Raw genomic sequence first — 21862 nt, forward strand, 5'->3', positions numbered from 1 at the left:
GGAATTTAAGATAAAAAAAGGACTTTTGAATATGACTATAATCAGTCTTTCATGACCCAGCGGATCAAAACAGGGAGCAAAAACAGATCTGCCAGCATAGCAAATAGGATGGTCAAAGCCGTAAATAATCCCGTACTAAAGGTCCCTCCAAAATCGGAAAAGAGTAAAAGGATGAATCCCCCACAAAGGACAAAAGAGGTCAATAACATAGCTTTCCCCGTACCTTGCAAGGTGTGCATAATGGCCGTTTCCAAATCATGGCCCAAGCTTCTTTCGAGGCGGTAACGAGACAGGAAATGAATGGTGTCATCAACGGCTATTCCGAAGGCAATCACGAAGACAAGAGCCGTGGAAGCTGTTAAGGTAATACCAACTAAGCCCATCAAGCCTCCCGTCAGAATGAGAGGTACAACATTGGGGATCATGCTGATGAAAAGCATCTTCCAGGAACGAAAGAGAAAGCCCATGATAAAGCCAATTGCAATGAAAGCCAGACCTAATCCCCAAAGCAGGCTGGAACGGATATAGTTGAGGTTATGCTCCGTGAGGAAGGCATGTCCGGTTATTTTGTAGGAATAAAGGCTTGTATCTGTTTCTGTAGCAATGAAATCATTCAGTTTTTGATTGAGTTCCTCAAATTTGTAAGTCCCCATATCTGCTGTTCGTGAACTCATCCTCGCAAAGCGACCATCGGGAGTCATCACTTTATTCAATAAAGCCTCGCCTCCATTCAGTTGAGCCATGCTCAGGTATTGGTCGATATCCGATTGCTTGCGAGGAATCCGTCTATATCTATCTCGATTGAAGTGATAGACATAGTTTGCTTCAGAGACTAAGGAAACCGGAGATAGAAAGGGACTAAATTTAGCTTCCTCCTTCAGAAAGTTCTGAATCTTCTCCATTTGCACCAGCACTTCCCGATCACTCACCCGCAGGCTACTATCTTTGACTTCGATACCTAACTCAAACGGACGTAGGCCATAGGCTTTTTCTTCAAAAAATTCCATAGACTTCCGTACCGGATCATTTTTTCCGATATCCTCAATCAAATAGGTATCCAGGGAAATGCGGAATATGAGTAGAATACTAGCAATGATGATAAAGAGGAAGCCACTAAAAACCAGCTTGTCTTTTTCTTTGGTAATGCGGTGAACCCAATTGAAGAACTTAATCCAGACCGGTTGATTTTCCAGAGAGGGTGCTTTAAGAAATTTATCAGCAGGAACGCCCAACATCAAATTGGGGAGAATAACTACTGATACTAAAAAAGTAAAGAGTACTCCCGCAGCAGCATACAAGCCAAATTCACGGATGGGAGGAATTCGAGATACATATAAAGAAGCAAATCCTATCGCCGTAGTAATACTAGTCAATAATATGGAGAGACCGATTTCCTTCAAGGAACTTTTCATCGCTTCCCACTTCCCTTTTCCCAAACGCAATTGAGCCAGGTATTGGGTATTCAGGTGAATAACATCTGACATCCCCACCACAAAAACTATAGGGATCAGAAGGTTATTGATGAGGTTGATCGTTTGTCCGGTCCAACCCATAAAGCCCAAAACCCACAATAGTCCGGTAAGAACGGCCAATTGAGGAATCAGTACCCCTATCCAATTTCTATAGGTCAGAAATAATACACTTACAATCAACAGAAAAGCCAAAGACAAAAACATCAATAATTCTGTCCCGATCTTTTCGACATATTTGGTACGGATAAAAGGAATGCCACTTATGATGTATTCTAGACCAGAAGCATTAAGGGCATCTTCCAGTTGATAACTCAATTCGTCTCTTGCCTCTGAATCAAAGATGGCAGCATCGATGAAATAGTATCCGCAAAGATAGTCCAGGTCGTGGGTGGCAAATATTCCCAGCATACTGGAATCTTTCAGAATTCTTTCCCGGGATTCATCCAGGGATTCCTGGCTATCCCATTCTAACCAGGGCTGCTGACTAAACTGCAAAGCTTTTCTTTCTACAAAAGAAAAGTTAGTTGCTGTAAGCATAGAATCGACCCCGGAATAGGTACCCATTTCCTCAAATAGTGCATGGGCTTTATCTACGAAGGCTTTCTCAAATACATGTCCAGAGGGACTTTTCAAAGAGATATAGACCATGTAATTCTGATCCTCTCCAAATCTTCCCTGATATTGGTTATAAAATATGTATTCCGGATCGTCTTTGGGATAGAAGCTTTCAAAACTAAAGCTGATCTGCAATTTACTCAGTCCCCAGGTCAGGAAGAGAGTGAGGAGTAATATGATCCCAAATATGAGTTTTCTACGCTTTAGTAAAGATTCTATCATGCAGCCAAATTCACGCTATCCTATTTGCCTCGGGCCTTGCCCTTTTCTATCTATATGCTAACTCTTTTGGAGCTTTTTTGGTTTTTTTGAACCGGCTAATTCTTTTTTAAGAAAACGTCCGGTATGGGAATCCGGATGATTGGCAACTTCTTCAGGACTGCCCTCAACCAAAATCATTCCTCCCTTTGCTCCCCCCTCAGGACCCAGATCTATGATATGATCCGCAACTTTTATCACATCCAGGTTATGTTCGATCACTAGTACCGTATTTCCCCTGTCCACCAATTGATTTAATACGATCAACAACATCTCGATATCCTGAAAATGCAAACCGGTAGTCGGTTCATCCAGGATGTAGAAGGTATTTCCTGTATCTTTTCTGGAAAGTTCAGCCGAAATTTTGATCCGTTGAGCCTCCCCTCCGGAGAGAGTGGTCGCAGGTTGTCCCAGCGTAAGGTAGCCCAATCCTACATCTGCCAGGGTTTTCAGTTTACGTTTGATCCTGGGCATGGCATCAAAGAATTCGAGGGCATCAGAGATGCTGAGATTTAGCACATCCGAAATGGACTTCCCTTTAAAACGAACCTCCAGAGTTTCCCGATTGTAACGCCGCCCCTGACATTTAGGACAGGTAACATAGACATCCGGAAGGAAATTCATTTCTATGGTTTGCATACCTCCGCCATGACACTCTTCACATCTACCGCCCTTTACATTGAAGGAAAAGCGGCCAATTTTATAGCCCCTGATCTTTGATTCAGGCAGGTTTGCATAGAGTTCACGGATATAAGTGAATAAACCGGTATAGGTTGCCGGATTAGATCGAGGAGTTCGCCCAATAGCAGATTGATCTATACGTACAATTTTATTTACATAGTCCAGGCCTTCGAAAGACTCATAAGGCATGGGCTTCTTTTTGGAACGATAGAGATATTGACTGATGATAGGAAAGAGCGTCTCATTGATGAGGGTAGATTTTCCTGAACCAGAAACCCCACTTACGCAGATAAACACTCCCAGGGGCAATGTTAAATCTACAGATTTGAGGTTATTTCCTGTAGCTCCTTTGAGGATCAATTGATTGGGCTGTGCCTCTCTTCTTTCTGTAGGCACTTCTATTTCTCGTCTCCCTGCCAGATAATCTGAGGTGGGACAATCGGATTTCAGGATTTGCTCCGGCGTACCCTGTGCTACTATTTCCCCTCCATACAATCCTGCTCCCGGACCAAAGTCTATAATATGATCTGAAGCCAGCATGGTATCTTTATCATGCTCTACTACCAACACCGAATTGCCCAAATCTCTCAATTCGAGCAAAGACTGTATCAATTTTTCATTATCTCTTTGATGCAAACCTATGCTAGGCTCGTCAAGGATGTATAATACATTGACCAATTGAGAACCAATCTGGGTTGCCAGACGAATTCGTTGAGCCTCCCCTCCTGAAAGGGATTTAGCCGGTCTGTCCAGGGCCAGATAATCCAGTCCCACTTGCATCAGGAAGCCAATTCTTTTGCGAAGTTCTTTGATCACTTCCTGACCGATTTGCACCTGTCTTTTACTCAGCCTGTCTTCCAGGCCTTCTATCCATCCTGCGAGGGAACCAATGTCCATGGAGGATAACTCATAGATATTGTGCTCTGCAATCTTGAAATAGAGACTCTCTTTCTTGAGTCGACTTCCACCACAGGTCGAACAGGTAGAAATTTTCATAAACTGTTCGGCCCAGGTCTTTATTTTTTCGGAATTGGAGCTATGGTACTGGTCATGAACAAAGCTTCTGATCCCATCAAATCGGGTTCTGATCTTTTTGGCTGTGGCAGTGATTCTATCTCCTTTCAGGATAAACTCCACAGCTTCTAAAGGAATCTCATTAAAGGGAGTTGCCAATGAGAAGCCGTATGCCTCCGCAATTTTTCTAAGCTGACGGAAAATCCAGATATCCCGGTATTCTCCCAGAGGTTCAACTGCACCTCGATTGATTGACTTGCTGGGATCGGGAACCAATAAGCCATTGTCAACCTCAAATACCTGCCCCAGTCCATTACAGTTTGGGCAAGCTCCATAGGGAGAATTGAAGGAGAAGCTATTCGGAGAGGGAATATCATAACTGATCCCTGATTCGGGATCCATGAGGTTTCGGCTGTACCAATAGGTTTCCTCAGTCTCGGCATGAAGCAGAAGCACGATCCCTTCTCCGGTTTTCATCGCCTGGCGAACACTTTCCCCCAGACGATTACTGTCTTTGCCCACTCGCACCCTATCTACAACCAGCTCTATATCATGGATCTTGTAGCGATCCAACTGCATGCCTTTAACAATCTCCTGCACCTCTCCATCAACCCGAACCTTGCTAAAGCCATTTTTGGCCAGGTTTTGAAAAAGCTCCCGATAATGTCCTTTTCGGGACCGAATCAAGGGTGCCAGGATCAGCATTTTTTCATTTTTGAACTGATTTTCGATTGCATCGATTACCTGCTCATCAGACATCTGCACCATTTTCTTCCCACTCTTATAGGAATAGGCATCTGCTGCTCTGGCAAAGAGCAGGCGAAAAAGGTCATAGATTTCTGTGACCGTACCTACAGTAGAACGGGGGTTTCGGGAGGTAGTCTTTTGTTCGATTGCGATGACCGGACTCAGGCCCTCAACCTTATCTACGTCCGGACTCTTCAGGTTCCCGAGAAATTGACGTGCATAGGCGGAAAAGCTCTCCAGGTATCGCCTTTGTCCTTCAGCATAAAGGGTATCAAAGGCAAGGGAACTTTTACCAGAACCACTCACACCCGTTATAACCACAAGCTTGTTGCGGGGGATGTTCAGGTCAATGTTTTTGAGATTATGCTCTCGGGCTCCGTAAACTTCAATTTGCGGCTCACTCATTCCAGGAAAAGACTTTGCAGGCCCCTCCTATCTGTCGGTTCTCAACTCGTATGCAATTGGGTTGGAAACGATGGGAAATCGAATTTCGTAACTCTCGCCTTCACTCACTGTCAACTGATCAGTCAGCAACCAGGGGTTCATAATTTTCAAATCCCGATAGGTGGAACCGTGTGACTGCGCAAAGGTAGCAAGATCATCTATATTTTCCTTGACCAGAGTAGTACGATATGGGATTGGATGATAATATTCTATGGCATCCAGATCAAAGCCATAACGTTCAGCTCCTTCGAGGACACTTTTGTATCCCAGGATTCTGTAGAGATATGCCCCTGTTTCAGGGTTGAGGTCCATTTGGAAGTAATCACGGGTCCCATTGTTCTTGACTGCGCGTTCAACACCGGTGGGGCCCATATTATATGCTGCTGCTACCAAAGTCCAGTCTTCCAATTGCTTGTAAGCAGACTTTAAGAAGCGAGCGGCTGCGTAGGTTGCTTTATCCGGGTGGAGTCTTTCGTCCACCTGATCCGAAACTTCCAATCCATATTGCTTTGCAGTAGCTGGCATAAACTGCCAGAAACCTTTAGCACCTACCACGGAGGTAGCATTGGAAAGTTTACTTTCGGCTATACTTAAGTAGAAAAAGTCGCTGGGAATTCCTTTGGCTTCCAGGATATCCATAAAGCGATCCTGATAGCGATAAGCCCTCTTCAACAATAGTTTTGTTGCAGCGGGATAATTGAGACTTTTCCGTATTTCTCTGTTGATTTTTTTCTCGATGCGAGGATTCTGGATATCTACAGTTTCTCCTGCAAAATCCAGGCTCAGAGGGGCTCCGTAGTTGAAAGCTGATACCTTGCCGGAAAGCGCTTTTAATTTAGCGTCAGATCTTGGACCGGGGGTTTCTGCCTCCACTTTCCAGACAGGGAATAAAAGGCCCGCTGAAATCAATCCTAACGTAAGGATAATAAGGAGTGTACGTTTCATAGTGTTTGCAAAAAGGTCTGTTTGTTGCTTTCTTTCTGTGTTTGTTAGGTACTTATACGTACCGAAGGCGCAAAAGTGCTACCGTTACCGGTAAATTTCGAGACACTTTCGCCCGATTTCTTTCAAGGCTCCGTTATTTTGGAGGACTTGAACACTTCAAAGGTATAAGGTAAACTTGCTTCTATAGGGTGGGAATAGCTTGAATAGGGTTTTTTCTCGCTTTACTTGTACGAAATCCAGTCTTAAAAGTTGGGTTTGAGTAAGTTATCGGTGTAAAAGTTAGTAAAATGCTCTACTACTTCATCCGCAGAATCTACTACTTTAAACAAATCCATATCTTTTTCAGAAATGTTGTTTTCCTGCTCCAGGAGCACTTTTTTGATCCAGTCAATCAGGCCTCCCCAGAAATCACTTCCTACTAAAACTACGGGGAAACGGTCAATTTTCAGGGTTTGAATGAGGGTAAGTGCTTCAAAAAGCTCATCCAGCGTACCAAATCCTCCGGGCAAGACCACAAAACCCTGTGCGTATTTGACGAACATCACCTTGCGCACAAAGAAATAATTGAAGTCTATGTCTTTATCCTTATCAATCCAGGGATTGGAATGGGTTTCAAAAGGGAGCTCAATATTTAAACCTACAGAAGTTCCTCCTGCTTCGAAAGCTCCTTTATTACCGGCTTCCATGATCCCAGGTCCTCCTCCGGTAATAATTCCAAAACCACTTTGGGTAAGTTTAGCGGCTATTTCTGTCGCCAGTTTGTAATACTTGGTATCAGGTTTTGTTCTGGCAGAACCAAAAATTGATATACAGGGCCCAATCGCGGACATCTTCTCAAATCCTTCCACAAATTCAGACATGATCTTAAAAACGATCCAGGAATCTTTCCCAGGCGCTTTTTTCCATTCTCTTTTATGCTCGGTGAAATAAGAATTGATTCGTTTGTCCATGTGATTGAATGTTTTAGCGGGGCAAAACTATCTAAAATTGCCTAATAAAGAAGGGTTTTTCCTACAAAATTGTTTCAAAGGACCCCTTATTTAGGAAAAGGCACCGATATCTCATTGTGGTCAAAGCATATTTACCCTAACATCAAGCCAAAGAATAAGGGCATAAATGATTCATTTATGCCCTTTTTAAGATCCTTATGCGAAGATTCTTTATTCAGTAATGATGATTTTCTCGAAATGGCTGAAATTCCAACCTTGTACCCTTAATACATACAATCCTCCCGGCAAATCTCCCCTTCCTAATTCCAATTCAAAGGCTTGACCATTCTCCAGAAGTCCTGATCCAACTTTTTGCACCAGCTTTCCGTCAGTACTCAGAAGGTCCACACGAACTTCCTGTTTTTCCTGCACTTCCACCAGCAATTTAGAATTTGCATTTATGGGATTTGGTGCAATGGAAACAAAGTATGCATTACTAAGGTCCACACTTAATTCCAGATTATCAGAATAGCTAAAGCTACCATCATAATCTATTTGTCTAAGGCGGAAGATATAACTTCCACTATTGAGGGCTCCGGTACGGAAGGTATATAGATTTACATTTGTGCTATTTCCGATTCCATCTACAAAGCCAATATTTTCAAAGTCCAGACCATCTTGACTAATCTGTACTTCAAAGCCACGGTTATTGATCTCTTGTGCGGTGGCCCAATTGAGTTCGACGCTTTGGTCGATCTGTTTCCCGTCGAAACTCAGCATTTCTACCGGGAATACTCCCTGACATTCAGGAGAAGTACTTGAAATGACATTTATAGGTTCACTAGAATGCCCACAAGTTGCTCCTGCAGGATCTTCATAAGCGATCATAAGATACTCTCCCTGGTATCCATTGGTCGGATCGAGCGTAGGTGCATAAGTACCATTGGCATCTCCCTGCATCAATACCCCATCTCTGAACCACTCATAATACAACCAGCCAGCGCTTTGGGTAGCAGGATCGGGGTCCAGGACGATTGCCGTAGGGCTTGCATCATCCTGACAGGTAGTCCCATTCACAGCAACTCCTACTTCTTTACCACATAGGCCAAAGAAGATTCCATCAAGTGCCAGGTCATTTCCTTGCGCACCAGGAACCAGGTTTCTCATTACGAGATTGGCAGATGTACTCGTTCCAGACTCCCAGGCTCCAGATATCTGAAACCAGACGGCAGAGTCTGCTTCTGGCATTTTGGGAAGTTCAAAACTTCCATCTGTTGAGAGCACTCCATCGATGTAGTAACCGGATACCGTATCTCCATTGATCCTGAGTTCAAAATCAGGGAGTGTATCGGAACCCGGATAATTGATGGCTTCCTGGGTATAAATGTTTTTTACAAATACTGAAAAGGTATAGGTATTGTTGGGACAGACATCCAGGGTCTGTTCCCAAATAATCCCGCTGAGATCTGTCGTACTACAACTGGTACCGACCGTATCGCAGGGATCGACAATCATGAAATTTCCTGGAGTGTAAGTTCCGCTACTAGCATTTATACGGTCCGTGACCTTCCAAATAGTTTGGAGGTTAAAACCAGGCGCATTATAACAGGTAACCGCAGGATCGTTTATCACTGTACTTGCAATGGTATAATCTCCAAAAGAACAGGTATATCCGCTATTAAAGCTGAAACTGTTTGTAAAGCCGGTATTTCCATCATCAAATTCAGGATTTACAACCATATTGGGTCCAACAGTACCACAGCCTCCCGGAATCGGATCTTGAGCGTATAGATTACAGGTAAAGAAAAACGAGGTAAGTAGGAAAACAAAGGTAGAATTTCTAATCATACTAGGGGAAGTAATTGTGTTTTTCCGAATTTTTAAGAACTCTTATCCAGAAATTGAATAATTATTTACGAGTACCTTTTAACTCGTCAATGTTAGACTCCGACTAAAGTACAAAAAAAAAATCATTTCCCTGAGGCCAATTTTTTACAATTTCCGATTTGTATTTCTATCTGTATGAAAATTTTAATTAATCCGAACAAATAGGCTCAGATTTCGTCCTCTAGGTAGAAACAGATTCTAAACGTAGAAAGCTTAAGGCTGCTTAAAGATTGAGAAATCGAATAATTCTATGCTAATTGGATCTGGCCATCTGAAATGCTTGAGAAACGGAACACCTAATTAAGTACCGTTATATTCCTATGGAAAACAGTAATCTCATCATCCTCATTTTATCTGCCGGAGCTATTATCTATATCCTGTTCAAGGTTGCTCAAAAGGTCTTGAAAGCAATTTTGGTTCTGGCTATTGCAGCCCTTGCTTTTTATTTATGGCAAGGAGGCAGCATCAATGAACTGAAAGGGAAGGGCATGGAGGCCCTGATCGATCAATCTTCAATAAGTAGACTGGAAGAAAATAATTGTGAAGGAGATAATGCGGATAAGACCAAATGCCTCTGCATAGTAGGTCCGATTAAAGAAGACCTCAGTTCACGCTTGAGTATTTCTGATATGGCAAGTATTGACCTGGATAAAGAACTGGTCAAAAAAGAGATTCGAATCAGCCTGAAGAACAAACAAAAAAATATCCGCAAGTGCATCATCAGCAAAAAGGGACCGGAATACTGGGATGGTATAAAAGGTGCCTGGGAAAAATTGAAAGATGTAGTTGAAAAGGAGCCGAGCTAATCTTTAGGCAGTATTCAATTGCCACAAAAAGAAAGACGCAAAACAATCTGTTGATTGTTTTGCGTCTTTCTTTTATGTTTTTGCTTTACTCTTCGGTTCCGGCAGCAGGTTCGGCAGGAGCTTCTGGAAGGCTAGCTGGATCTTGTAGAGGACCTGCATTAGGTACTACAAGCTCATCGATAGCAGTCTCTGTACGGATTGTATCAGGATCAACTTCAGGGCTACCAAAAGTAAGGTTGGCTATGATGGCAACAAGTGCCAATCCGCCAGCGAGATACCAGGTGATCTTTTCGATTACCTCATTACTTCTCCTCGCACCCATAATTTGCTGGGCACCACCCCCGAAAGTTGAAGATAGTCCTCCACCTTTGCTGTTTTGAACAATTACTACCAGCGTAAGGCCGACAGAAATGAGTATGCATAGAAAGCTAAAAAAAGCCATTATTTCTTGTTTATTTCTAAAATTTGAGCGTCAAAATAAGCACTTTTTTCAGGGAATAGCAAACTGAGTTTCTTATATATACGGATTGCCTCCCGGGTATTGTTTTGCTGGAGATGAAGTTTTGCCAAAGTCTCTGATGCAATTTCCTCATCCAGGCTTATACTCATGCTTGCAAAATCCTCTGTTTTCTGATAATTCTTTTCTGGATTGGGCCGCCTGATCTTAGGATTTTTGTTGAGGAAACGTTGAATCAGGTCCCTGGCCTCCGGACTGGAAGTGGCCTCTTCTGTATGCTTGAAATCTTTTCGAAGAATTTCCGTCCGTATCTTTTCAGCTAGCCAGAGATGTTTTTGCGTTTTTTCTTTAATCAAACTATCTAAAAAACCCTGAAAATCAGCTCCCAAATCATTGCCCACAACTGAAAAAGGGATATCCAGACTACTTAGCTGCTCTTCAACAGAAGTATCCACGATGCTAAAGAGCTCGTGCTTTTGGTGAATGGATACGGTTTTTTCCGGACTTTCCTCCATTGTCTCGGTTATTATTTTTTCTCTAATACTCTTCTTGCCCTCCATGAAGGCTTTTAACAATGGGCGATTCGAAGCATGTGCTGAGGCCAGACCAATATTAGCTGTACTAGGCACAGCTTTGGCCTTGAGATACCTTGCCATCGCAAAATAAGGATATTTCCGGATCATTGTATCCAGAAAATCCAATTCTTCGCTATTTAACTCTCGCTCGAAGGATTTGTGATATAATTCCCAAATATTCACGATTCAATGATACAGGGATTTTCGGATATTTTTTCAGGCGGAATGTTGGATTTCTTACAGAGGGGAAAAGGTGTTGGCATGTTAGAGTTTTAGTGTGTTGGTGTTATTATTATCTAGCAAAATGCATACGCTAATACCCCAACTCGTTAACACTCCAACACCTTTCGCTTACCACTTCCCCAAAGACTTGGTAAATATATCCTGCGTAATCTGCTCGAGAATTTCGTTGATTTTTTCTTCTTCTACAGAGGTAAAATCTTCACTGGCATCGAAGTCTACAAATCCACTAAAGGTTTGTTCCCAGCTAGCATTTTCGTCTTTGTTGTTTTTGAAACTGACCCGCACGCTTATGCTGAGCCGGTTTTGTTCAGCCGAAGTGGTTCCTGTAATGGCAATAGGAGCTACATCATAACGAGTAATACTCCCTCCTAGCTCGACATCAGCCGGTGGGTCGGTCAAACTCAATTTACTTTGGCTCAAAAATCTGTCCTGTAGCTGCAAAGTCATCTCGGGAGCGAGATAGGGAACTACGATTGGGGCTTCATTTATAAACTGATCCACATAAAGGGTTTCCAATACGACTCCGGAGGTTCCCCCTATTTTAGGTACACCGGTAGTATTGAAGGAAACTCTACATGCTGCCAGGATCAGGCAGGCAGCAAATAAAACCAAATAGCTTACATTTTTCACAGGTCTATGTTGTAGTTATTGATTTTTCGGTACAAAGTCCTTTCGGAGATGCCCAATTCCTGAGCGGCTTTTTTCCGGTTGTTGTTATGTTTGAGCAAAGCCTTGGTGATCAGGTCTTTTTCGTTTTTCTCCAAAGAAAGCGAAGCTTCTACTAAAAGTGGTGCTTCTTTGGCAATGGGTTGTACCTGGGGTTCTGGTGCCTGAATGATTTCCGTTTCACCATACCGACTCTCATCATAAGCGGGAGTCGAATTGAAACTCATGCCTCCGGAAGGATCGAAATCCCTGCCTTGCTGCATGGCCATAAATAGCATTTTCTTTAAATCAGTTACTTCTTTCCCCAGATCGTGAATCATTTTGAACAAAAGATCACGGTCCTCGGTAGTCACCGACTCTCCCCCATTCGATCCAGGCATGTGAACAATGCTGGGCAGATAAGATTCCTGAATCAATAGATTCTTTTGCAGGACAGTTGCTGCTACCATTTCCCCTTTTACCAGAACCGTCAATTTCTCAACCAGGTTTCGAAGCTCCCGAACATTCCCAGGCCAGCGATATTTATATAGCAGCTCTACAGCTTCCGTTTCGAGTACAATAGGATCTCTTTTATACTTTTCGGCAAACTCAAGGGCAAAATAGTTGAACAAGAGTTCTATATCCTGTCCCCGGTCTCTCAATGCGGGCACAACAATAGATACCGTATTGAGGCGAAAGTAGAGGTCCTCTCTAAATTTCCCCTGGCGGATCATTTCCACCAGATTCTTATTCGTCGCAGCAATCACCCGTACATCAGCTTGACGGACTTTGGAAGATCCCACCCGCAGGTATTCACCATTTTCAAGTAAACGCAAAAGTCTCGCCTGGGTCTTGAGGGGCATTTCTGCAATTTCATCCAAAAAGATGGTTCCGTCTTCTACTTCTTCGAAATACCCTTTGCGGGTATCATAAGCCGAAGTAAAAGCCCCTTTTTCATGTCCAAATAGTTCTGAATCAAGGGTCCCTTCCGGTATAGCACCGGTATTTACTGCCAGAAATCGTTTGTGTTTTCTTTTGCTAAATTGATGGATGATCCGTGAGAACACATCCTTTCCACTCCCATTCTCCCCATAAACGAGTACGGAAACCTCAGTAGGAGCTACTTGCATAGCTACCTCCACAGCCGAATTTATCTCTCGGCTGTTTCCGATGATTCCATATCTCTGTTTTACCTGCTGTATGGTCATTAGATCATTTCACCTTTTAGGGTCGCGCTGCTGGCTTCAGTACAACGTACCTGAACATAATCGCCTGGCTTATGGTCTCCTTTTTTTCCGAAAACCATCATTTTATTCTGGTCATTTCTTCCACACCAATCTTGATCGGAGCGGCGGGAATTCCCTTCAATCAAGACCGTAAAAGTCTTGCCTGCATCTGCCTGATTCAATTCGGCAGAGATTTCATTTTGCAATTTGATGATCTCAGCCAATCTGGACTTTTTTACCGATTCCTCTACATCATCTTCAAATTTCTTGGCTGCAGCTGTACCCGGTCTTTCACTATAGGCAAACATATAAGCATGGGTATAGCGCGAAGCTTTGATGATATCTACTGTCTTTTGGTGATCTTCATCTGTTTCAGTACAAAAACCAGTAATGATATCCGAAGAAATGGCACAGTCGGGAATGATCTCCCGTATGCGTTTCACCTTATCCATATACCAATCATAGGTATAGCCTCTATTCATCATTTCCAGGATACGATCTGATCCTGATTGTACAGGCAAATGGATATAGTTACAGATATTGTCATACTTAGCCATGGTATGCAGGACATCATCTGTAATATCTTTAGGATGGGAAGTAGAAAAACGCACCCGCATATCCGGAGCAAGCTGTGCAGTCATTTCCAGGAGTTGGGCGAAATTGACGGTCTCTACCTCAGTCCCTTTATTTATGGCTTTATTGATCTGAGCTTTCCCCTTCAGGCTGCTGTCGGGAGACCATTTATAGGAATCCACGTTTTGGCCCAAAAGCGTTACCTCTTTGTATCCATTTTCATATAACTCTTTAACTTCTGCTACAATGGATTGAGGATCTCTGCTTCTTTCTCTTCCTCGAGTAAAAGGCACAACACAGAAAGTACACATATTGTCGCAGCCCCGCATAATGGTTACAAAAGCTGAAACCCCATTGGTATTGAGGCGAACGGGAGAAATATTTGCATAAGTCTCTTCCCGGGACAAAAGCACATTGACTGCTTTTTGCCCACTTTCTACCTCTCCTACCAAACGCGGCAAATCTCTATATGCATCAGGTCCCACTACCAGATCCACCAGTTTTTCCTGATCCAGGAGTTTCTCTTTCATTCGCTCCGCCATACATCCCATCACTCCAACCATCAGATGTGGCTTTTCTTCTTTTTTCTTGCGAAAGTTTTTTAGGCGGTTCCAGACCTTAGTCTCTGCATTTTCACGAATACTACAAGTATTGATGAAAACCAGATCTGCATCGTCTACCTCTGTGGTAAAGCCATACTTCATATCGGTCAAGACAGAAGCGATAATCTCGGTATCAGAGAAATTCATCTGACAACCATAGGTTTCTATATATGCCAAGCGTCCGGAAGCCGGATGTATCGCATCACTTTGATAAGCAACTCCCTGCTTGCTCTCGTCTATATCTCGGCTTAAAGCGCCCGGGGCGAAGGTTTTTTGCGTGATTTTATCTCTCATGTTTCTATCGCTACTCTTTCAGCCTGCAAATATACAGAAAAAAAATCCGCATCCTGCCATTTTGTCAGCTAGTCTTAGGAAATTTTTACTGAGATTAAAGAGAAATGATCTCGCATTGTCTAGCCCATTACACTTTCAGCTTCAGATTTGACTTAACTAGCCTTATATACATACACATTTATCGCCCACCTAAATATGAGTAAATCAAAAAAACAAGCATGGTTCAAAGTACTGGATGACAGTGCTGAACTAGCTGAAGGCCGTGTTCGTACCGTAACTGCGCAACATAAAGATCTATGCCTGGTGCATTTTGAAGGTAAATTTTGTGCCATGGATAATAAATGCCCTCATCAGGGCGGGCCTCTGGGAGAAGGAAGCATCGAAAATGGCCTCTTACGCTGTCCCTGGCATGGCTGGGATTATCATCCTTGCACGGGTAAAGCTCCTGGCTATGATGATGGAGTCGAGACCTTTCCTACTGAAATAAGAGAGGGAGCGGTATATGTGCAAATGGAAGTCGAAGAGAAGCATGAAAGCACGATCACAGACCTCATGGCGGAAACCATGACCAATTGGGGAGTGGAAGTTGTATTTGGAATGGTAGGCCATTCAAACCTTGGGCTGGCGGATGCTTTACGGAGACAGGAAGAAAAAGGAAATTTAAGGTATTTTGGTATTCGCCATGAAGGAGCGGCTTCCTTTGCTGCTTCAGCTTATGGAAAGCTTTTGGGAAAACCCGCTGCCTGCTTTAGTATCGCAGGTCCTGGCGCAACCAATCTATACACCGGTCTCTGGGATGCAAAAGTAGACCGGGCACCTCTTTTGGCCCTTACCGGTCAGGTTGCAACTCAGGTGCTGGGAACGGGTAATTTTCAGGAACTGGATTTGGTACAGGCTTTTGATTCGGTCGCAGCCTTCAATCATAGGGTTGATCATGGAAGTAAGCATACAGAACTGATGAGTCTGGCCATTAAACATGCTCTAATCAAAAGGGAGGTTGCTCATCTTACCTTCCCCGATGAAATACAGGAAATGCCTGCTCCTCAAGGGCTCGAAGCTCAGACACCTGAAGGAAGAATGGCCGATTTTCGCATCAGCCCCTCACAAGATAGCCTGGATTCCGCACTGAACATCCTGAAAAATAGTAAAAGACCCTTAATCATTAGCGGGCATGGAGCTCGTTTTGATATGCCCGCCATTATTGAACTGGCAGAAAAACTCAAGTGCCCCGTCGTAACTACCTTCAAAGGCAAAGGGCAAATTTCGGATGCGCATCCGAATGCAGGAGGAGTATTGGGAAGAAGTGGTACGCCTATCGCTTCCTGGTTCATGAATGAATGTGATGCGATTCTGGTCTTTGGGGCTTCATTCTCCAAACATACCGGGATAACTGATAAAAAACCGACTATACAGATTGATTTTGATCCTATGGCCCTGGCAAAGTTCCATAAAGTGGATGTGCCTCTTTGGGGAGAAATTTCGCAGACTGTAGGACTTTTACAAAATAGCCTGAATGATGTTTCTCATACAACTGACCAGGTTCCGGAAATCGCCGGACGCTGGAAAATCTGGAGAGAAGAGAAACAGAGACGAATGAAGGAATACCGTGAACAAGGACTGGGAGCCATTCATGTTTTTGATGCCATGAATCAATATGCCCCGGAAACCGCTGTGATGTGTGTGGATGTAGGAAACAATGCCTATTCTTTTGGAAGATATTATGAAAGCAAGCAAAACAACTTCCTGATGTCCGGTTATCTGGGTTCTATAGGTTTTGCCCTACCTGCTTCTATGGGAGCCTGGGCAGCTGTGGGTGATAAAAGACCCATCATAGCTGTAGCGGGAGATGGAGGACTGGGTCAGTACCTGGCAGACTTTACTACCCTGGTCAAGTATAATATGTCGGTAAAACTCATTGTCATCAACAATTCTGAGCTGGGTAAAATCTCCAAAGAGCAAAGAGCCGGAGACTTTGATGTATGGAAAACAAAACTGACCAATCCGGTATTTGCGGACTATGCAGTTTCTTGTGGAGCCTGGGGAAAAAGAATCAGCAAGCCTGAAGAGATCGGCGAGGCCATGCAGGAATTGTTTGCCCAGGAAGGACCTGGACTTTTGGAAGTTATGTCTGATGTAAGTTTGATCTAGAAGATTGATTTTTGCGTGGGAAATTACTAGGTTGTGGAGTATCTGTCTATACTCCACAAAACCCCTATACAATGAAAACTACGCTTGCTCTAGGCACTATCTTCCTCACACTTTTTTTCCTTTCTGCTAATGCACAGAATCTCGTAGTTAATCCGAGTTTTGAGGAAGTACAGACAAGTAGAGGTGCTGTTTCTTTGATCAATCCCATTTCGGCAGCCAATAACTGGAACTCCCCTAATAAGGGCATCCCAAAAGTATATGCAAGTTCCGCGGAAGGTTATGTACACGATGAATATGGCTCGAGCTGGAACTTTAAGGCAAGAAGTGGAAAGCATGTAGCCGGGATTTTTGTCTATGGTGGAAGCAATATGGACTATTCTACCCAAAGAGGATACATACAGGGCGCCTTATCAAAGCCTCTGGAAGTTGGGAAAAAGTACTATTTTTCTTTTTGGGTTCATTATCACTGTGAAGGCAGTAATAAAATCGGCATAACTTTCCTCCCGGAGAAAACCCAATTGGCCTCTCCCGGTCTGATCCGTATGGAACCTGCGACTTATCAGAAAAAGGTTTCTCCTTACAATCAAACGGAATGGACCGTAGTCCAGGATTCTTTCATCGCCTATAAGGCATTCAACACTTTTATCATTGGCAATTTTTTCCGCAATGACGAAACTGAACTGGAATCCAATAACTATGGACACCATTTCGCCTATATCGATGATGTGAGTGTAGTCGAAGCCCCCAATCAAGATACAGAAGCTCCAGAACTGGATCGCATAGAAATGATGAAATGGGAAATGAATGCCATCCGGGCGAAAAGTACTTCCTTGACCCGCCTGGATACTTCTCCGGAACTAGAAGATCTTTCCTCCCCTCAACTGGATGCTTTTTTCGCCCGAGAAATATTTTTTGACCTGGGTTCATCATTTATTCGCCCAGAAGAAAAAGAATACCTTGGGGTCTTGGTAGAGCAAATGAAAGAAAAGGAGGACTTTGAAGTCATCATCAAAGGCTTTGCCAGCGATGAAGGAACAGATCCTTCCAATTTGACGCTATCTATGGCACGGGCAGAAGCTGTAAAGAAATTTTTCCGCACTCAGGGCATCAATTCTATGCGGCTCTACATTCGGGCCCTTGGAGAAGTAGAGGGGCCGGGAGATGAGGAGCGTGGAAAAGAATTTAACCGCAGGGTCGAATTCGAGATAGTATATAAATAAATCATCTTTGCTTAATATTTTTTCCTGTAATTTGGCTGTTGGAAAGCATCTCTCTTTCTTCTAATGGCTAGATCGACCTATGAAAAAACTATTTATCCTACTAAGTCTCCTATTTCTCGCACAAACAAACAGAGCCCAAGTCAACAGTCTCCAGCTAGACTCTACAGAATTGGACGTTAGCATTTTACTAGACAATCTGGTCGTTCCCTGGGATATGCACTGGGATCCGGGAGGCTGGGTGTGGTTTTCGGAGAGAGAAGGAAAAATCAGCAGATTCCAAATCGAAACAGGTACTCTTCAGATGGTCCATTTCATCGGAGACACCTATCAATCTTCTGACAATTCAGGATTACATGCCCTCGCTTTACATCCTGATTTTCCAGCTGTACCCTATGTATATGCACATTATACCTATTCACGATGGAGGTCTCGATTTGTGCGCTTTACCTTCGATGAAACAAATCTCCTCCTGAAAGAGCCCTATATTATTCTGGATGAATTAGAAGCAAATACTTCCCACAATGGGTCCAGGATTGTTTTCACCCCGGATAAGACAAAACTATACCTCTGCCTGGGAGATGCATTTATGAGTGGTCGGGCATTAGAGCTGGAAGAATATGCGGGTAAAATCCTCAGAATGAATCTGGATGGAAGCGTGCCTGAGGATAATCCTTACCCCAATAGTCTGGTTTGGACTTATGGTCACAGAAATCCGCAAGGACTGGTTCTGGCTCCCAATGGGATTCTCTATAGTTCTGAACATGGTGGAGGGGAAGATGATGAATTAAATATTATAGAGAAGGGAAAAAACTATGGCTGGCCGGAAGTTGCTGGATATTGTCAATGGACAGAGGAAGCTGAGTATTGTGCTGCGAATGAAGTCATTTTGCCCTTAATGACCTGGTCGCCAACTTATGCCGTCTCTGGTATGGAGTATTATGATCATGAAGCAATACCCGAATGGAGAAATTCAATTCTGCAAACTTCCCTGAAAGCCAGTGATGGAAGTCGAATGGGACAAAGATTGCAACAATTGAAACTTAGCCCGGATGGGCGGGAAGTCGTATCAGTTAATGATTATTTTAAGCAAACTTTCGGAAGACTCAGAGATGTAATGGCCTTGCCAGATGGAAGAGTCCTGGTCTTAACTTCTAACAAAGAGCTTAATGGAAATGGGGATGCGGTAGTAAAAGCGGATGATGATAAAATGATTATGCTCCGAAATCCAGATTATCATGGACCGTCAACGCCCGTTCCACAGGCAGAAGAATTGATCCTTTATCCCAATCCCAGCAATTCAGGATTTAGCTTGAAGTTTAAAGAAGGCTTTACGGATATAGAGCTTTATCTCAGAGATTTAAAAGGACGCCTGGTTTGGAGCAAGGCACTTTTCCTAAATGGTAGTCCTGTAGCACCTGTGAATGACAAACTCAGCAGTGGAGTGTATATGCTGGAAGTCATATTTGCTGATGGTAAAAAATTGAGGAAAAAGTTGATCATCAAATAGCAGGGGATCAAGTATCAATTGACTTGATCGCTTTCTATTCTCATCAATTCATTCAGTACCTATCGACTAATTGCATCCCAGACAGGCACTTTTAAAAATCCTGAAAGGGTATTCGCATCTTCTCTGACCTGGAATAGGTTGCCGTGGTCAATGACATTTATTCGGCTTGCATCCTTGAGGATGAGGTTGATCTCATAGCTGTAATAGGAGCTATCAGAACCCGAATTGTATTCTTCAATGAGTTGAAGGGCGTGGATTTCTTCCAATTTTACCAAATGTTTTACTCTGGGTTTTTCAGAATTCCGATCTGTATTTTTCCGGCCTTTGTAAAAATAACCATGAGCCTTATCAAAAATGATGGGTTGGGTACTATTCAGATAAAGAAAGGCTCCTACCCCGGCGAACAATAAGCCCATGAGTCCCAGAAATAAATCCATCCATTCAAAGGGAGTAGTTGAATAAAATTTGTAAAGGCCAAAGCCAATCAATAAGCCTGCACCTACGCAAAAGAAAACCGCCGAGAATAAGATCATTCCGGTAGTTGCCCGAAAGGCCATCCTCAGAGGCCCTTCATCCTTCAATTTATGGGTTTTGAAATTGGACCCGCCCCCTTGCAAAGGCCCCCATTCAGTCTGGCTTGCAATTGAATCATCAAAGATGCTGGCGTCAAACTGGGGCTGCATGGCATTTATGGTTTCGGCCCACTTTTTAAGTTTCTTGAACATAGTTTTGGCGTTTCTACTTTGGGTCAATATTCTCTAGGATCATCTTCAAGGATTGCATAGCTGAAATTGTCTGACCAGCCTGAACTCAAGGGAAGAATTTTGCGCTTTCGTCCCTCCTTTTGCATCCCTACTTTTTCCAACACACGGATAGATTGTTCATTTCCTACAGCTACTCCTGCTTCAATTCGGTGCAAGTTTAATGCCTCAAATCCAAAACTGATAATACCTTTGGCCAATTCTGTTGCATAGCCTTTCCCCCAAAATTCCGGTAATAAGCTATAATGAATCTCTCCCTTTCGATAGCGATTGGGTGCGAGACTCATCCCTGCTTCTCCCATAAATTCCTGGCTATCCGGATGCAAAATACACCAGGAATAGATCCTTCTTTCCGCTTTTTCCTGATCCTCAATAGCAAAACTGATGTGATCCCGGGTTTCTCGAATTTCAGTGGGAATACCCAGGGTATTATAGCGGGCGACTTCGGGCACAGAATGAAGTTTATGAATATTGCTTACGTCTTTCCATTTAAATTCTCGGAGCCATAAGCGTTCGGTTTCCAGGTTGATCTGCTTTGTCATGAATTAGGCTTATTTGTACACTAAAAATAGGAGCTTTCTCCCGCTTTGTAAAATGGATTATTCCTGGGAGCCTTTTAGCAGGGTTTGAGATAGAATCATGCCTGAGTCCGTTTCAATTTTCAATACATACATTCCTGCTGCCAGATCTCCCAGCTTTTCCAAACTAAAAGAACCTTCATATGTAGAAATAGATTGCTGATAAACCAATACGCCTCCACTTGCATAGAGCTTTACTCCCGTTGCCCGATCTGCTCTATTTCCCCACTTGATTTCCAGGCGATGCTGGAAAGGATTGGGCCCAAGCTCTAAAAGTTGCGGGCCTCTGGCTGGCTTTTTTTCTTTATGAGTTATGGCAAGTTGCCAATCTTTCTGTACGGGTGGGAGCAGGATATCCATTTTATTCTGAAAGGGTCGGTCAGTGAAATAGGCCAGTTTTCCATATTGATTCTGTTTTTCCTCCAGGGGAATGAGGCTCTCTCCCTGAGCAAAAGGATTTTCAGGCTCAAAGTAATCCAGACTAATCGCAATGGGCACATCCGCAGGCAAAGAGGGAATGAGTTCATATTTTCGCTCCAGAATGGCAAGAGAATTATCAGCAGAAAGTTTGTGAATACGTCTTAGGGTGCTCAAACCTAAATCTGCCTCTACACTTATTTCCATCCCCATATTTCCTGGTTTTACTAAATGAGGAAAGGATAAAAAGCTTTGTTTCTCTATCATACCTGTCCCTGTAATTCGATTCTGCTCGTTCTCCCCCTCTATGCGAGAGTTTTCTCCCTCCAGATACAGGGTATGGGTATTGAGATTTAGCAGGCCCGATTCCATAAATAAATTCTCTTCCAGTTTCAGATCACTTTCGAGTTTCAGGCTCGTGCCCGCCAAAGCCAATTCGAGTTTGTAGAAAGATGCATCACTATATAAAAATTGATTTTCTTCCTGATCGCCAGAATAAAAACGAAAGGTGGAGGAATCCTGCCTTAAATTTCCTTGATCATTCAGGCTAAGGCCCTCTAAACTCAACAAGAGTTTTTGAGCCGAAACTTCTATTCCCTGAGAGATATAAAGAGGAGGTGCATCCTGGGCCATCATGGAGTGAAAGCCGAGAAAAAATAGTATACAGTTTAAGGATGTACGTATAGCAGAATTCATTTATCCGATTTTTCGTAGTATTAAAATTAGGAGAATCCTCCCCCAAATACTAAGCTGTGTTGGACATTGAGGTATTTTGCCCTCTTTTCAAATTTTGCCTCAAAAAAGCTCTGATTTATTAC

General features: G+C 43.2%; 17 protein-coding genes. 4 read left to right on the forward strand and 13 right to left on the reverse strand.

Annotated features, from left to right (window positions below; genetic code table 11):
• Positions 1-41: 41 nt before the first annotated feature.
• The 5 genes from R8P61_17430 to R8P61_17450 form a co-directional block, all read right to left on the reverse strand.
• Positions 42-2309, reverse strand: a complete 2268-nt coding sequence (locus tag R8P61_17430; protein MDW3648854.1) for an MMPL family transporter — start codon at positions 2307-2309, stop codon at positions 42-44.
• A gap of 57 nt (positions 2310-2366) precedes the next feature.
• Positions 2367-5192 (reverse strand): excinuclease ABC subunit UvrA, encoded by a 2826-nt coding sequence (gene uvrA, locus R8P61_17435; GenBank protein ID MDW3648855.1) that lies wholly within the window; start codon positions 5190-5192, stop codon positions 2367-2369.
• A gap of 27 nt (positions 5193-5219) precedes the next feature.
• Positions 5220-6176 carry a lytic transglycosylase domain-containing protein gene (locus R8P61_17440; protein ID MDW3648856.1) on the reverse strand — a complete coding sequence of 319 codons (957 nt, stop codon included), beginning with the start codon at positions 6174-6176 and terminating at the stop codon, positions 5220-5222.
• Positions 6177-6418: 242 nt separating this feature from the next.
• On the reverse strand, positions 6419-7126 hold the full coding sequence (locus tag R8P61_17445) for a TIGR00730 family Rossman fold protein (protein ID MDW3648857.1): 708 nt from the start codon (positions 7124-7126) through the stop codon (positions 6419-6421).
• Positions 7127-7336: 210 nt separating this feature from the next.
• Positions 7337-8953, reverse strand: coding sequence for a T9SS type A sorting domain-containing protein (locus tag R8P61_17450; GenBank protein MDW3648858.1), 1617 nt, complete (start codon positions 8951-8953; stop codon positions 7337-7339).
• A 359-nt stretch (positions 8954-9312) separates the two neighbouring features.
• Between R8P61_17450 and R8P61_17455 the strand changes: the two genes are divergently transcribed.
• Positions 9313-9798: a hypothetical protein gene (locus R8P61_17455; GenBank protein ID MDW3648859.1), complete on the forward strand. Its 486-nt coding sequence runs from the start codon at positions 9313-9315 to the stop codon at positions 9796-9798.
• An 85-nt stretch (positions 9799-9883) separates the two neighbouring features.
• Here the strand turns inward: R8P61_17455 and secG are convergent, their stop codons facing one another.
• The 5 genes from secG to miaB all read right to left on the reverse strand — a co-directional run bounded on the left by secG (position 9884) and on the right by miaB (position 14413).
• Complete coding sequence (gene secG / locus R8P61_17460) at positions 9884-10240, reverse strand: preprotein translocase subunit SecG (GenBank protein MDW3648860.1); 357 nt, start codon at positions 10238-10240, stop codon at positions 9884-9886.
• Complete coding sequence (locus R8P61_17465; protein MDW3648861.1) at positions 10240-11013, reverse strand: hypothetical protein; 774 nt, start codon at positions 11011-11013, stop codon at positions 10240-10242. Before R8P61_17465 ends, secG begins: the two co-directional genes overlap by 1 nt.
• Before the next feature lie 168 nt (positions 11014-11181).
• Positions 11182-11703, reverse strand: a complete 522-nt coding sequence (locus tag R8P61_17470) for an LptE family protein (protein MDW3648862.1) — start codon at positions 11701-11703, stop codon at positions 11182-11184.
• A complete protein-coding gene (locus R8P61_17475) occupies positions 11700-12926 on the reverse strand; it encodes a sigma 54-interacting transcriptional regulator (protein ID MDW3648863.1) in 1227 nt (408 codons plus the stop codon). The genes R8P61_17470 and R8P61_17475 overlap by 4 nt, the downstream gene beginning before the upstream one ends.
• Complete coding sequence (miaB, locus tag R8P61_17480) at positions 12926-14413, reverse strand: tRNA (N6-isopentenyl adenosine(37)-C2)-methylthiotransferase MiaB (protein MDW3648864.1); 1488 nt, start codon at positions 14411-14413, stop codon at positions 12926-12928. The genes R8P61_17475 and miaB overlap by 1 nt, the downstream gene beginning before the upstream one ends.
• A 195-nt stretch (positions 14414-14608) precedes the next feature.
• Between miaB and R8P61_17485 the strand changes: the two genes are divergently transcribed.
• The 3 genes from R8P61_17485 to R8P61_17495 all read left to right on the forward strand — a co-directional run bounded on the left by R8P61_17485 (position 14609) and on the right by R8P61_17495 (position 19288).
• On the forward strand, positions 14609-16561 hold the full coding sequence (locus tag R8P61_17485; GenBank protein MDW3648865.1) for a thiamine pyrophosphate-binding protein: 1953 nt from the start codon (positions 14609-14611) through the stop codon (positions 16559-16561).
• 71 nt (positions 16562-16632) lie between these two features.
• On the forward strand, positions 16633-17781 hold the full coding sequence (locus R8P61_17490) for an OmpA family protein (GenBank protein ID MDW3648866.1): 1149 nt from the start codon (positions 16633-16635) through the stop codon (positions 17779-17781).
• A gap of 79 nt (positions 17782-17860) precedes the next feature.
• The gene (locus R8P61_17495) at positions 17861-19288 is read left to right on the forward strand and encodes a PQQ-dependent sugar dehydrogenase (protein ID MDW3648867.1); all 1428 of its coding nucleotides are present in this window, start codon (positions 17861-17863) and stop codon (positions 19286-19288) included.
• A 59-nt stretch (positions 19289-19347) separates the two neighbouring features.
• On the opposite strand, the gene R8P61_17500 is transcribed toward R8P61_17495, so the two are convergent.
• Genes R8P61_17500 through R8P61_17510 form a run of 3 tightly spaced genes read right to left on the reverse strand, consistent with a single transcriptional unit; the run spans position 19348 to position 21740 of the window.
• Positions 19348-20013 carry a hypothetical protein gene (locus tag R8P61_17500; GenBank protein ID MDW3648868.1) on the reverse strand — a complete coding sequence of 222 codons (666 nt, stop codon included), beginning with the start codon at positions 20011-20013 and terminating at the stop codon, positions 19348-19350.
• Positions 20014-20036: 23 nt separating this feature from the next.
• On the reverse strand, positions 20037-20591 hold the full coding sequence (locus R8P61_17505) for a GNAT family N-acetyltransferase (protein MDW3648869.1): 555 nt from the start codon (positions 20589-20591) through the stop codon (positions 20037-20039).
• Positions 20592-20648: 57 nt separating this feature from the next.
• Entirely contained in the window at positions 20649-21740 is a 1092-nt protein-coding gene (locus tag R8P61_17510; protein ID MDW3648870.1) for a T9SS type A sorting domain-containing protein, read from the reverse strand.
• Between the last annotated feature and the right edge of the window lie 122 nt (positions 21741-21862).

The sequence above is a fragment of the Bacteroidia bacterium genome (assembly GCA_033391075.1).
GTDB lineage: Bacteria > Bacteroidota > Bacteroidia > J057 > J057 > JAWPMV01.

Bases quoted from the DNA above. Each gene is read 5' to 3' on its own strand.
- R8P61_17500 (MDW3648868.1), bottom strand. From the start codon at position 20,013: ATGTTCAAGAAACTTAAAAAGTGGGCCGAAACCATAAATGCCATGCAG.
- R8P61_17455 (MDW3648859.1), top strand. From the start codon at position 9,313: ATGGAAAACAGTAATCTCATCATCCTCATTTTATCTGCCGGAGCTATT.
- R8P61_17495 (MDW3648867.1), top strand. From the start codon at position 17,861: ATGAAAAAACTATTTATCCTACTAAGTCTCCTATTTCTCGCACAAACA.
- R8P61_17440 (MDW3648856.1), bottom strand. From the start codon at position 6,176: ATGAAACGTACACTCCTTATTATCCTTACGTTAGGATTGATTTCAGCG.
- R8P61_17510 (MDW3648870.1), bottom strand. From the start codon at position 21,740: ATGAATTCTGCTATACGTACATCCTTAAACTGTATACTATTTTTTCTC.
- R8P61_17445 (MDW3648857.1), bottom strand. From the start codon at position 7,126: ATGGACAAACGAATCAATTCTTATTTCACCGAGCATAAAAGAGAATGG.
- R8P61_17430 (MDW3648854.1), bottom strand. From the start codon at position 2,309: ATGATAGAATCTTTACTAAAGCGTAGAAAACTCATATTTGGGATCATA.
- R8P61_17490 (MDW3648866.1), top strand. From the start codon at position 16,633: ATGAAAACTACGCTTGCTCTAGGCACTATCTTCCTCACACTTTTTTTC.
- R8P61_17485 (MDW3648865.1), top strand. From the start codon at position 14,609: ATGAGTAAATCAAAAAAACAAGCATGGTTCAAAGTACTGGATGACAGT.
- secG (MDW3648860.1), bottom strand. From the start codon at position 10,240: ATGGCTTTTTTTAGCTTTCTATGCATACTCATTTCTGTCGGCCTTACG.
- miaB (MDW3648864.1), bottom strand. From the start codon at position 14,413: ATGAGAGATAAAATCACGCAAAAAACCTTCGCCCCGGGCGCTTTAAGC.
- R8P61_17475 (MDW3648863.1), bottom strand. From the start codon at position 12,926: ATGACCATACAGCAGGTAAAACAGAGATATGGAATCATCGGAAACAGC.
- R8P61_17450 (MDW3648858.1), bottom strand. From the start codon at position 8,953: ATGATTAGAAATTCTACCTTTGTTTTCCTACTTACCTCGTTTTTCTTT.
- R8P61_17505 (MDW3648869.1), bottom strand. From the start codon at position 20,591: ATGACAAAGCAGATCAACCTGGAAACCGAACGCTTATGGCTCCGAGAA.
- uvrA (MDW3648855.1), bottom strand. From the start codon at position 5,192: ATGAGTGAGCCGCAAATTGAAGTTTACGGAGCCCGAGAGCATAATCTC.